This is a genomic window from Streptomyces sp. NPDC093085, assembly GCF_040683935.1.
GTDB lineage: Bacteria > Actinomycetota > Actinomycetes > Streptomycetales > Streptomycetaceae > Streptomyces.
In genome coordinates this window covers 106,983-119,621 of the sequence record NZ_JBFBFB010000007.1, presented here as the reverse complement: position 1 = coordinate 119,621, position 12,639 = coordinate 106,983, and the positions used below count along the sequence as shown (strand labels likewise).

Annotated in this window: 9 protein-coding genes, 1 pseudogene and 1 riboswitch; of the genes and pseudogenes, 8 read left to right on the top strand and 2 right to left on the bottom strand. The window is 71.0% G+C overall.

Annotation, left to right across the window (positions count from 1 at the left end; translation table 11 throughout):
* Positions 1–47 precede the first annotated feature (47 nt).
* On the bottom strand, positions 48–722 hold the full coding sequence (locus tag AB0O07_RS21175; protein ID WP_365635489.1) for a DUF6879 family protein: 675 nt from the start codon (positions 720–722) through the stop codon (positions 48–50).
* Complete coding sequence (locus tag AB0O07_RS21170) at positions 715–984, bottom strand: hypothetical protein (protein ID WP_365635792.1); 270 nt, start codon at positions 982–984, stop codon at positions 715–717. Before AB0O07_RS21170 ends, AB0O07_RS21175 begins: the two co-directional genes overlap by 8 nt.
* A 336-nt stretch (positions 985–1,320) precedes the next feature.
* Here AB0O07_RS21170 and mfd point away from each other — a divergent pair, with 336 nt between their 5' ends.
* The 8 genes and pseudogenes from mfd (at position 1,321) to AB0O07_RS21130 (ending at position 12,611) form a co-directional block, all read left to right on the top strand.
* A complete protein-coding gene (mfd, locus tag AB0O07_RS21165) occupies positions 1,321–4,914 on the top strand; it encodes a transcription-repair coupling factor (protein WP_365635487.1) in 3,594 nt (1,197 codons plus the stop codon).
* A 180-nt stretch (positions 4,915–5,094) separates the two neighbouring features.
* Complete coding sequence (locus tag AB0O07_RS21160; protein ID WP_365635485.1) at positions 5,095–5,913, top strand: HNH endonuclease family protein; 819 nt, start codon at positions 5,095–5,097, stop codon at positions 5,911–5,913.
* Positions 5,914–5,992: 79 nt separating this feature from the next.
* A pseudogene (locus AB0O07_RS21155) lies at positions 5,993–6,352 on the top strand (GtrA family protein); the annotation flags it as partial.
* 274 nt (positions 6,353–6,626) lie between these two features.
* Complete coding sequence (locus tag AB0O07_RS21150) at positions 6,627–7,283, top strand: SurA N-terminal domain-containing protein (protein ID WP_365635483.1); 657 nt, start codon at positions 6,627–6,629, stop codon at positions 7,281–7,283.
* Between the two features lie 121 nt (positions 7,284–7,404).
* Positions 7,405–8,508, top strand: coding sequence for a MazG family protein (locus AB0O07_RS21145; protein WP_365635481.1), 1,104 nt, complete (start codon positions 7,405–7,407; stop codon positions 8,506–8,508).
* A gap of 97 nt (positions 8,509–8,605) precedes the next feature.
* Positions 8,606–9,895: a cytochrome P450 gene (locus AB0O07_RS21140; RefSeq protein WP_365635480.1), complete on the top strand. Its 1,290-nt coding sequence runs from the start codon at positions 8,606–8,608 to the stop codon at positions 9,893–9,895.
* 144 nt (positions 9,896–10,039) lie between these two features.
* Positions 10,040–10,873 (top strand): transglycosylase family protein, encoded by an 834-nt coding sequence (locus tag AB0O07_RS21135; RefSeq protein ID WP_365635478.1) that lies wholly within the window; start codon positions 10,040–10,042, stop codon positions 10,871–10,873.
* Positions 10,874–11,670: 797 nt separating this feature from the next.
* Positions 11,671–11,844: riboswitch (cyclic di-AMP (ydaO/yuaA leader) on the top strand.
* An 8-nt stretch (positions 11,845–11,852) separates the two neighbouring features.
* On the top strand, positions 11,853–12,611 hold the full coding sequence (locus AB0O07_RS21130; RefSeq protein WP_365635790.1) for a transglycosylase family protein: 759 nt from the start codon (positions 11,853–11,855) through the stop codon (positions 12,609–12,611).
* The last annotated feature ends 28 nt before the right edge of the window (positions 12,612–12,639 follow it).

The window sequence follows — 12,639 nt, the reverse complement described above, 5'->3', positions numbered from 1 at the left end:
TCGTTGGCCGATGCGTTGCCGTTGGATTCGTTGCGCTGGTCGATGATTCACTCCGGCCGAGGGAGGGGGGAGGACGAAAGGGAAGGAGAGGGGGAGGGAACGGCGGGCGGGGCGGGCAGGTGCGCGATCTCGCGGGCGAAGTACGGGGCGATGTCCTCGCCCACTTCGTAGAGCGAGGTGATGTAGTGCTCCCAGGCGTCGACCTGCTGCTGGTCGGTGTAGCGAATCGCACCCAAGGGGCGCCCGCTGTCGCTGTAAAGGGTGTTGTACAGGGTCCGGCTGCCGACCACCAGGATTTCCGGGAGTTGCTGCTCTTTCTCGGCATTTGAGACTCTGTCGGCGGTGACGATGCGGACGCGGCTCGCACCCAGGTCGGCATGTTGGTGTAACCAGTGCAATTCCCATTGCACATACGGCGTGATGGGATATTCGACAATGCGCACCCGGTGAAAGATGTACCTTCGGCTCTGGTCCTTCTGGGCGTCGGCCAACACGATGTCGCGGTCTGCGGCGAAGAGCCGGAGCACCTCGGACCAGTCGCCACGGGTGAGGGCGTCCCTGCTGGGGTCGTTCTGCTCCTCGAAGTACTGGCGCCGCTCCAGTTTCCACGAGGCGCCGTCGTGGATCAGGGCTTCGCGCTCCCTGAAGTCCTGCTTGTAGTCCTTGCTGACGAGACGCTCACCCAATTCCGGGGTGAGCATCGGAACTTTCGGGTCAAGCATCAGGAATATCTCTTTTCGCCGCGCTGAGCATGTTTCCGGGAATGACGACGAGACGTTCGTCAGCCGCCAGGGAGACCCCGGTGGGAAGATGTGTCGCATAGGCTTCTGTGAGATCACGGCCGATGATGGCGATATCGCCGTTGTTGAGCTGCCATATATCCGGGCAGTCTGTTCTGTCCTTCGAGTTTCCCAGCTCCTGCGCCGTCTTGCCGAGCCGCCGCTCGAATAACGCGGACGGGTCCGCTTCCCACGGACGAACCATCTCAACCCCCAGAAGAGTCGGGCGTACCTTGCCCTGCGTGAACAAATTTTACTGACGGTGACGAAGCGTGCGCAACGCCTCCCGGAGGCGACTTCTCGCCAAGCTCCGTCCCGCCTCCCCGCCGCCCTCCCCGCCCCTGTACTCCGGCCGCCGCTGTCGTACCGGCGTCGTACGCTGGAGAACCCCCGGCCCGTGCGACGTGTCGGGCCCTTCGTGTTGTCCGGGGCGATGCGCGTGGTGCACCGCTCACCGACTCGCTGATCCACGAAGACCTGCTGACTGCTGACCTACGAACTGACCCGCGAACCCACCCCGGACCCGGATGGAATCCCCTTCATGAGCCTGCACGGTCTGCTCGACGCCGTTATCAAGGACCCGGCGCTCGCCGAAGCGGTGAAGGCCGCCGCCGGCGGCCACCGCAGTCACGTCGATCTCGTCGGTCCTGCCGCCGCCCGGCCCTTCGCCGTCGCAGCGCTGGCGCGCGAGGCCGGGCGGCCCGTGCTGGCCGTGACCGCGACCGGGCGGGAGGCCGAGGATCTGGCCGCCGCCCTGCGGTCCCTGCTCGACCCGGACTCCGTCGTGGAGTACCCGTCCTGGGAGACGCTGCCCCACGAGCGGCTCTCGCCCCGGTCCGACACCGTCGGGCGGCGGCTCGCCGTGCTGCGCAGGCTCGCGCACCCCGTCGCCGACGACCCCGCGGCCGGGCCGGTCAGCGTGGTCGTCGCGCCGGTACGGTCCGTGCTCCAGCCGCAGGTCAAGGGGCTCGGCGAGCTGGTTCCCGTCGCCCTGCGCAGCGGGCAGAGCGCCGATCTGGGGGAGGTCACCGAGGCGCTGGCCGCCGCCGCGTACGCGCGGGTCGAGCTGGTCGAGAAGCGCGGCGAGTTCGCCGTGCGCGGCGGCATCCTGGATGTCTTCCCGCCCACCGAGGAGCACCCCCTGCGGGTGGAGTTCTGGGGCGACGACGTCGAGGAGATCCGTTACTTCAAGGTCGCCGACCAGCGCTCCCTGGAGGTCGCCGAGCACGGCCTGTGGGCCCCGCCCTGCCGTGAGCTGCTGCTCACTCCGGACGTACGGGAGCGGGCCGCCGCGCTCGCCGAGGCGCACCCCGGCCTCGCCGACCTGCTGGGGAAGATCGCGGAGGGGATCGCCGTCGAGGGCATGGAATCCCTCGCCCCGGTCCTCGTCGACGACATGGAGCTGCTGCTCGACGTCCTCCCCGCCGGCGCCATGGCGCTGGTCTGCGACCCCGAGCGGGTACGGACCAGGGCCGCCGACCTCGTCGCCACCAGCCAGGAGTTCCTGGCCGCCTCCTGGGCCGCCAGCGCCATGGCCGACGGCGGCAAGGAGGAGAGCGACAGTGGTGCGGGCGCCGCGCCCATCGATGTCGGGGCCGCCTCCCTCTGGTCGGTCGCCGATGTCCGGGACCGCGCCCGCGAGCTGGGCATGATGTGGTGGTCCGTCTCCCCCTTCGCCGTCGACGAGGAGCTGGGCGACGCCCTCGGGGACGACACCATCACCCTCGGCATGCACGCCCCCGAGTCGTACCGGGGCGACACCGCCCGCGCCCTCGCCGACACCAAGGGGTGGCTCGCCGACGGCTGGCGCGCCGTCTTCGTCACCGAGGGCCACGGCACCGCCTCCCGTACCGTCGAGGTGCTGGGCGCCGAGGGCATCGCCGCCCGCCTCGACACCCCCGGCGCGCGCAGCGAGGGCGGGCTCGCGTCGATCGACCCGTCCGTCGTCCATGTGGCGTGCGGCTCGCTCGACCACGGCTTCGTCGACCCGGCGCTCCGGCTCGCCGTCCTCACCGAGACCGACCTCTCCGGGCAGAAGGCGGCGGGCAAGGAGGGCGCCCGGATGCCCGCCAAGCGCCGCAAGACCATCGACCCGCTGACGCTGGAGCCGGGCGACTACATCGTCCACGAACAGCACGGCGTGGGCCGGTACGTGGAGATGGTGCAGCGTACGGTGCAGGGCGCGACCCGCGAGTATCTGCTGGTCGAGTACGCGCCCGCCAAGCGCGGCCAGCCCGGCGACCGGCTCTACATCCCGACCGACCAACTGGAACAGGTCACCAAGTACGTCGGCGGCGAGGCCCCCACCCTGCACCGGCTCGGCGGCGCCGACTGGACGAAGACCAAGGCACGCGCCAAGAAGGCCGTCAAGGAGATCGCCGCCGACCTGATCAAGCTCTACTCGGCGCGCATGGCCGCCCCCGGCCACGCCTTCGGCCCCGACACCCCCTGGCAGCGCGAGCTGGAGGACGCCTTCCCGTACGTGGAGACGCCCGACCAGCTCTCCACCATCGCCGAGGTCAAGGAGGACATGGAGAAGACGGTCCCGATGGACCGGCTGATCTGCGGCGATGTCGGCTACGGCAAGACGGAGATCGCGGTGCGGGCGGCGTTCAAGGCGGTCCAGGACGGCAAGCAGGTCGCCGTCCTCGTCCCGACGACCCTCCTCGTCCAGCAGCACTTCGGGACGTTCTCCGAGCGGTACGCGCAGTTCCCGGTCTCCGTGAAGGCGCTCTCCCGCTTCCAGTCGGACGCGGAGGCGAAGGCGACCCTCCAGGGGCTGCGGGAGGGCTCCGTCGATGTCGTCATCGGCACCCACCGGCTCTTCTCCTCCGAGACCCGGTTCAAGGACCTCGGCCTGGTCATCGTCGACGAGGAGCAGCGTTTCGGCGTCGAGCACAAGGAGCAGCTCAAGAAGCTCCGCGCCAACGTCGACGTGCTGACCATGTCGGCGACGCCCATCCCGCGCACGCTGGAGATGGCCGTCACCGGCATCCGCGAGATGTCCACGATCACCACCCCGCCCGAGGAGCGCCATCCGGTGCTCACGTTCGTCGGACCGTACGAGCGGAAACAGATCGGCGCTGCGGTACGGCGTGAGCTGCTCCGCGAGGGCCAGGTCTTCTACATCCACAACCGCGTCGAGTCGATCGACCGCGCGGCGGCCCGGCTGCGCGAGATCGTCCCCGAGGCGCGGATCGCGACGGCGCACGGGCAGATGGGCGAGGCGGCGCTGGAGAAGGTCGTGGTCGACTTCTGGGAGAAGCGGTTCGACGTGCTCGTCTCCACGACGATCGTCGAGTCCGGCATCGACATCTCGAACGCCAACACGCTGATCGTGGAGCGCGGCGACAACTTCGGCCTCTCCCAGCTCCACCAGCTCAGGGGCCGGGTCGGGCGCGGGCGCGAGCGCGGCTACTCGTACTTCCTCTACCCGCCGGAGAAGCCGCTCACGGAGACCGCGCACGAGCGGCTGGCGACCATCGCGCAGCACACCGAGATGGGCGCGGGCATGTACGTGGCGATGAAGGACCTGGAGATCCGGGGCGCGGGCAATCTGCTGGGCGGCGAGCAGTCCGGCCATATCGCGGGCGTCGGCTTCGACCTGTACGTACGGATGGTGGGCGAGGCGGTCGCCGACTACCGGGCGGCGCTGGAGGGCGGCCGGCAGGAGGAGGCCCCCCTGGAGGTGAAGATCGAACTCCCGGTGGACGCGCATGTCCCGCATGACTACGCCCCCGGGGAGCGGCTGCGGCTCCAGGCGTACCGCTCGATCGCCTCCGCGAACACGGAGGCCGACATCGCCGCCGTACGGGAGGAGCTGACCGACCGGTACGGCAAGCTGCCCGAGCCGGTGGAGAACCTGCTGCTGGTGGCGGGGCTGCGGATGCTGGCGCGGGCGTGCGGGGTGGGCGAGATCGTCCTCCAGGGCTCCAACATCCGCTTCGCGCCGGTGGAACTGCGGGAGTCGCAGGAGCTGCGGCTGAAGCGGCTCCACCCCCGGACGGTCGTCAAGCCGGCCGTACGGCAGATCCTGGTGCCGCGCCCGACGACCGGGAAGATCGGCGGAAAGCCGGTGGTGGGGCGGGAGCTGCTGGCGTGGACGGGGGAGTTCCTGACGACGATCCTGGGGTGACGGTCACTCCTGTGTGACGGCCGCCGCTCCTGGGTTACGGCCGCCTCGCGCCACCCCCTGCCATCCCTGCCACCCCTGCCACCCCCCTGTGATCCCGGGCGCTCCCCGGCGCTTCCTGACGCTCCGTCAGATGATATTGCGGAACGCCAGGAGGCTCCTCGGAGACGTTAAGGTGCTCAGGTGAGCAGAGTTGATGAACATATAGTCCGAACCTCCCTCCGTGGTGGGGCCGTTGCCCTCTCCGCCCTCTCCGTACTGGCCCTCACCGGATGCCAGGGCGGCGAGGTGGAGTCCGGCGCCACCCCGACCGGGTCGGCGAGCGCCACGGCGAGCGGCGCGGCGGGCGGTGGCGCGGACGCCGGTACGTTCGGCGTCAGCCCGCTGGTCAACCCGGACGGTACGAAGCCGGGGCTGGCCCCCCTCACCTCCGACGCGGACAAGAAGGCCGGCCTGAAGGTCATCGACCAGGTGACCACCAAGGGGCGCGGGCCCAAGACCGGGTACGACCGGAAGAAGTTCGGCTACGCCTGGATGGACACCGCCGACGGCGTGCCCTTCGCCCGCAACGGCTGCGACACCAGGAACGACCTGCTCGCCCGGGACGGCAAGGAGCTCAAGTACCGCTCCGGCTCCGACTGCATCGTCATCTCCATGACCCTCGACGACCCCTACACGGGCGAGAAGATCGAGTGGCGCAAGGAGGCGGCGGCCAAGGTCCAGATCGACCATGTGATTCCGCTCTCCTACAGCTGGCAGATGGGTTCGTCCCGCTGGGACGAGGACAAGCGGAAGCAGATCGCCAACGACCCGCTCAACCTCATCCCGGTGGACGGCCCCACCAACGGCTCCAAGAGCGACTCGGGCCCGGCCTCCTGGCTGCCGCCGAACAAGGAGATCCGCTGCTCGTACGCCGTACGCGTGGCGCAGGTCGCCATCAAGTACGAACTGCCGGTGACCGAGCCGGACAAGGTCACCATGCGGGAGCAGTGCGGGGGCTGACCGCCGCGACCGCTGTGTCACACTCCTCCTGGTGCGGACCGGTCGGTCCCACCAGGAGGCGAGGAGAGTACGTACGCGGATGACGATCCGTAGCCAGATGGTCCGCTTCGCGCTCGTCGGTGCCGCGAACACCGGTACGTACTACGCCTTCTACCTGCTGCTGCTGACCCGGCTGCCCTATGTCGCCGCGCATCTCGCCGCGTCCGGGCTGAGCATGGTCGGCTCGTTCTTCCTCAACAGCTTCTTCACCTACCGCACCCGGCCCACCTGGCGGAAGTTCCTCCTCTTCCCGCTCACCAACGCGGCCAACCTCCTGCTCACCACGGTCGGCGTCTACGGCCTGGTCGACCTGCTGCACCTCGGCAGCCGGTACGCCCCGCTGCTCGCCGCGGCCGGCGCCGTCCCGGTCACCTTCCTCGTCTCCCGCGCGATCATGCTCCCCGGCGAATCCGTACGGACCGGGGACACGGACCGGGCGAGGGACACGGACCCGGCGCGGGACGGGGACCGGGCGCGGGACGCGGACCGGGCGCGGGACGGGGACCGGGCGCGGGGAGGGGACGGCGCGGACCGGGCCGAATCGGCCGCGTACCCCAATCTCCCGGTGAATCGTTGAATCGTTGGTCCAGGCAGTAGCCCCTACCACGTCCACTGCCTACCATCGATCACCGCAAGGTCTTGTGCATCGAAGCACAATCACCGGGAGGCCCCCTTTGCACCGCCGCCGTCGCACCGCGCTCTCCTTGTCCGCCGCCCTCCTCGCCGGGGCGCCGCTGCTCACCGCCTGCGGCGGAAACACCCACCCCGGAGCCGCGGCGGTCGTCGGCGGAGAGCGGATCGAGGTCTCCGCGCTCCAGTCCGAGGTACGGGACGTACGCGAGGCACAGCGGGCCACGCCCGAGGCGGACCAGCTCATCCGGGACACATCGCAGCTCAGCCAGGCCAAGCTGAACGGCATGATCTTCGACCGGGTCCTCCAGCGCGCCGCCGACGACAACGGGGTCGCGGTCAGCCGCAAGGAGATCCAGGACACCCGCGCCCAGGCCGCCGCCCAGTCGGGCGGGGAGCAGCGGTTCACCGCGATGCTGCTCCAGCAGGGCGCGCTCTCCGCCGGGCAGATCGACTCCGCGATCCGCCGCGAGGTGCTGCTGAACAAGGTCGCGGAGGCGCTCGGCGCCAACACCTCCACGCCGGAGGGGCAGCAGAAGGTCCTCGCCGCCCTGACGAAGACGTCGAAGGGGCTGGGCATCGACGTCAACCCGCGGTACGGGAGCTGGGACTACCAGCAGGTACGGCTCGGCGAGACCAAGACCCCGTGGATCACCCAGGTCACCCGCCAGGCCCCGGAGCAGCAGCCCACGGACGCCTGAGCCGCCCGGGCCACCGGATCCCTTCCGCCCGGAACCGCTTCCGCCGGATCCCCTCCGCCGGAACCGCTTCCGCCCGGGGCCCGCACTCCGGGTGGGTCCCGGGCGGAGGTAGGTTCGAGAGGTGACTGACGAAGCCCCCGCACCTCCCGGCCGTATCGTCCTGCTGACCGCCAGCCACCGGGTCGCCCCCGGGCTGCTCTCCTGGCCGGCCTGGGAGACGCTGCGCTCCGCCGACCGCGTGCTCTGCTCCGACGGGGCCCATCCGCAGCTCCCGTATCTCCGCGAGGCGGGCGTCACCGTCGAGGAGGCGGCGCCCGGCGCGCGGGAGCTGGTGGAGGAGTGCGCCGGCGGCCGTACGGTCGTGGTCGTCCCGTCGGCCGCCGGCGACGGTACGGACGCCCGGCTCACCGACGACCTGGCCAGGCTGGCCGGCTCCGGCCGGGTCCAGATGCCGGACCTGGAGCTGCTGCCCGGCTCGTACGACCTGCCGGGCGCCCGCCTCCTCGACCTCGTCCAGGTCATGGACCGGATCAGGAACGAGTGCCCCTGGGCATCCGGCCAGGACCACAAGGGGCTCGCGAAGTACGCCATCGAGGAGGCGTACGAACTGGTCGAGGCGATCGAGGACGGCGACGCCGGCGAACTCCGCGAGGAGCTGGGGGACGTTCTCCTCCAGGTCGTCTTCCACGCCCGTATCGCCGAGGACGCCCGGAACGGCGCTCAGGCCGAGAGCGACGAGAGCGAAGAGACCGACGAGGGCGACGAGACCGGCGGGGGCGATGAGACCGGCGGGGGCGATGAGACCGGCGAGAGCGGCGCGTTCTCCATCGACGACGTCGCGGGCACGATCGTCGAGAAGCTCATCCACCGCCACCCCCATGTCTTCGGGGACGCGCGCGCCGACACCCCCGAAGAGGTCCAGGCCCAGTGGCTGCGGATGAAAGCGGTCGAGAAGCGGCGCGCGTCGGTCACCGACGGCGTACCACTCGGTCAGCCGGGGCTCGCCCTCACCGCCAAGCTCGCCGCCCGTGTCCGTAACGCAGGGCTGGACGTCCCGCTCCCCGAGGCCGGGCCGGCCGCCGACCCGACCGGCGGCGCGTCCATCGGGTACGAACTGCTCGCCCTCGCCGTACGCGCCGAACGGGCGGGCGTCGACCCGGAGACCGCGCTGCGCTCCGCCGCGCGGGTATATAGGGACAGGATCCTCGCCGCCGAGCGCTCGTGACCCGGGGCGGGGAAGGGGGAGGGGGCGGGGGAGGGGGCCGGACACCCCCGGGCGGCCGCCGTCCTCCTCCCCTTCCCCTGCGGTTACGGTCGGGGGCGTGTCCGATGCGTCAGAGAACCCCCAGAACAGCGCCGCGAAGTGCGCCCGGAACAGCGCCGCTCCCTCCCTCTTCACCTGGGAGTTCGCCACCGACCCCTACCCCGCGTACGCCTGGCTGCGCGAGCACGCCCCCGTCCACCGCACCGAGCTGCCGAGCGGGGTCGAGGCATGGCTCGTGACCCGGTACGGGGACGCCCGGCAGGCGCTCGCCGACGCCCGGCTCTCCAAGAACCCGACGCACCACGCGGGCCCCGAGCACACCCGGGGCAGAACGGGCATCCCGGGGGAGCGCAAGGCGGAGCTGATGACGCATCTGCTCAATATCGACCCGCCCGACCACACCCGGCTGCGGCGGCTGGTCTCCCAGGCGTTCACGCCGCGCCGGGTCGCGGAGTTCGCCCCGCGCGTGCAGGAGCTGACGGACCGGCTGATCGACGGGTTCGCGGAGCGCGGCAGCGCCGATCTGATCCACGAGTTCGCCTTCCCGCTCCCCATCTACGCCATTTGCGATCTGCTCGGCGTACCGCCGGAGGACCAGGACGACTTCCGCGACTGGGCGGGCATGATGATCCGGCATGCCGGCGGCCCGCGGGGCGGTGTCGCCCGTTCGGTGAAGAAGATGCGCGGCTATCTGGCCGACCTTATTCACCGTAAGAGAGAGAATCCGGGCGACGACCTGATCTCCGGGCTGATCCGGGCGAGCGATCACGGCGAGCATTTGTCCGAGAACGAAGCCGCGGCCATGGCCTTTATCATTCTGTTCGCCGGATTTGAGACGACGGTGAATCTCATCGGTAATGGCATGCACACGCTCATAAGAAATCCGGCGCAGAGGGAGCGGCTCCAGCGCTCCCTCGCGGCCGGCGAGACCGGGCTGCTGGCGACGGGCGTCGAGGAACTGCTCCGCTACGACGGGCCGGTGGAGATGGCCACCTGGCGTTACGCGACCGAGCCGCTGACGCTCGGCGGACAGCGGATCGCGGCGGGTGACCCCGTACTCGTGGTGCTGGCGGCGGCCGACCGCGACCCGGCGCGCTTTTCGGACGCCGACACCCTCGACCTCGCCCGGAGTGACAATCAGCACCTCGGCTACGGGCACGGCATCCACTACTGCCTCGGCGCGCCGCTCGCCCGCCTGGAGGGGCGCACCGCGCTCGCCACCCTGCTGACCCGTCTCCCCGATGTGCGGCTTTCGGAAGATGTTTCCGATTTGCGCTGGCGGGGCGGGCTCATCATGCGGGGATTGCGCACACTTCCGGTGCGATTCACGCCATTGTCCGGCCGATAATTTCCTGACGCATCGTCAATGCTGTGACTTTTGCGTGATCTCCGCTGCATCGACTTGTGACAAGCGTTCGAGTAACGCTACGTTCACGTCGACCCGGCAACACCATGCCGGAGTTGAATGAACAGTCACACGGAAGGCAACCGCATGTCCGGGAACGGCCGACACCGTCGACCTCGTCAGGCCCCTGCTCTTCTCGTCGCCGCCGGGGTGGCCGGATCCGCGATCGCGATCCCGTTGCTCGGCGCCGGCGCCGCGAACGCCGCGGACAACTCCACCTGGGACAGCGTGGCCGAGTGCGAGAGCGGCGGCGCCTGGAGCGCCGATCTCGGCAACGGGTTCTACGGCGGGCTCCAGATGTCCCAGGAGACCTGGGAGTCCTTCGGGGGCGCGGAGTTCGCCGCCCGCCCCGACCTCGCCAGCCGGTCGCAGCAGATAGTGGTCGCCGAGAAGGTGCTCGCCGCCCAGGGCGCGCAGGCGTGGGGAAGCTGCGCCACCGTCTCCGGGCTGCTCGGCTCGGTCGGCGGCGCGGTCTCCGACGCCCTGGACGGGAAGAAGGGCTCGGGCTCCCAGTCCCCCTCGGCCGACCCCTCCGCCTCCACCTCGCCCTCCGGTGACGCCTCGACAGGCACGGGCAGCGGTACGGGCACGGGCAGCGGTACGGACGGCACGGAGCCCTCCGGGACGGCCACCACCCCGGCCCCCGGACCGACCGGTTCCGCTTCCGGTGCGGAGGAGTCCGAAGGGAAGGACGGCTCGGGCAAGCACCGCGGCCAGGCCGCCGACGAGAGCGCCACGCCGGGCGACGGGTCGTACGGGCGCGACGACGACAGCCGTGCCTCGCGCGACGCGGGCGGCGGGCGGGACGCCGGCTCGGTCGCTGCGGGCGTGGAGCGCGAGGTGGAGCGCGTCGCCAACACGGTCGGCAACCACCTCTCGCTGGCGACGGGTGGTCAGAAGGTCTCCGGCGGCTGGGTCTGACCGGCCCCCGCGTCTCTCCTCTTCCCTGATCCCAGGTCCCCTTCACGGTCCCGTACGGGCCCGGTCCGCACCCCCAGGAGGGGCGGGCCGGGCCCGTATCCGTATCCGCGGAAGGGGTCACGGCGGCTCCGTGGCCGTCTCCGAACGCGCTCGCCCGGGCGGGCCCGGGTGCCGCCCGCCGGCAGCCCCGCCGGCAGCCCCGCCGGCACCCCGCCGGCGCCCCGACCGCGCCCGGGCGGCACCCGACCCCGCCCGGGCGGCACCCGACCGCGCCCGGGCGGCACCCGGCGGCCTCCGGGCGGCACCCGGCGGCCTCCGGGCGCGCGCCGGGCCGCCCTCCGTCCGGCCTCCCTGTGCGCCCGACCGGTACGCCCGTCCGGGGACGGAGCGCGGGCGCGGCTGCCTGGCGTACCCGGCGTACGGCCCGGCCGGCCCCGGCGGCCCGGCCGGCGACGCCCTTTGAACGCTGCCCCGTTGACGCCGTCGCCGCCGCGTCCGTCCTGGCCAGAGCCTTCGATCCGGCCCCGGGACGCGGTCAATTGGCTCCTGTATGTCCCCTTCTGGGCAAGTGAGACAAGGGTCTCTTTGCCGCAACTCGGGCTGTTCGCCCCGCCGGTTGGGCCAACCCGCCTCTCACCTGCGGAAACGTATTGTCCGTCGGAGGAGGTAAGGGCGTTTTATGCCGGATGTGCTTCTTTGAACAACCGCCAGGGCTGTGATTACGGTCTGAACCGCTCGCACCGCGGGCCTCCTCGACCGTCACGCCGAATCCTGCCGTCGGCCGGGGGGAGTAGTCGTCGCTTCAAGCGCCGAAGGCAGGAGCGGGGGACCCATTGGTTCTTCGCCGGGCCCGGTCGTCGAGAGACGTCCGGCGTCCGGCTCGGGGTGAAGCCGTGTGTGCGAGCACACGGCCGGGCGACTCCTTGGCCCGAACCCGACAGCTCACCTCGTAGGCGTCGGTGAGGAGATGTGTTCCATGCTGCTGCGTTCCGGTCAGTCCAAGCACCGCCGCCCGTCCAAGGCCGTTCGCTACGTGACGTTCGCCGGCATCACCGGTGCCGCCGTCGCCGCCCCCCTGCTCGGCGCCTCCGCGGCCTCCGCCGCCACCGCCTCCGAGTGGGACCAGGTGGCCCAGTGCGAGTCCGGCGGCAACTGGGCGATCAACACGGGCAACGGCTTCTACGGCGGCCTCCAGTTCACCAGCTCCACCTGGGCCGCGTACGGCGGCACCGCCTACGCCGCCCGCGCCGACCAGGCCTCCAAGTCCCAGCAGATAGCCGTCGCCGAGAAGGTCCTCGCGGGCCAGGGCAAGGGCGCCTGGCCGAGCTGTGGCGTCAACCTCTCGGGCGCCTCGTACAACGGCGGCTCGTCCGGCTCCGGCTCCGGTTCCGGCTCCGCAAGCTCCGGCAACTCCTCGGGCTCCGGCTACTCCGGCACCCAGAAGTCCACGAAGTCGCAGAACTACCAGAACTCCCAGAAGTCCCAGGGTTCCCAGAGCTACACCCCGAGCCAGCGCTCCACGCGCGACGCCGCCCAGCCGGCCTCCCGCGACCGGAGCCGCCCCTTCACCATCAAGAAGGGCGACGGCGAGTACACGGTCAAGTCCGGCGACAGCCTCTCGAAGATCGCCCTCGACCAGAAGGTCAAGGGCGGCTGGAAGAAGATCTTCGACCTCAACAAGGACATCGTCCGTGACGCCGATGTCATCTACCCGGGTCAGCGGCTCCACCTGAGCTGACCCCTCCCGCCGGCCCGGCGCGTCACCC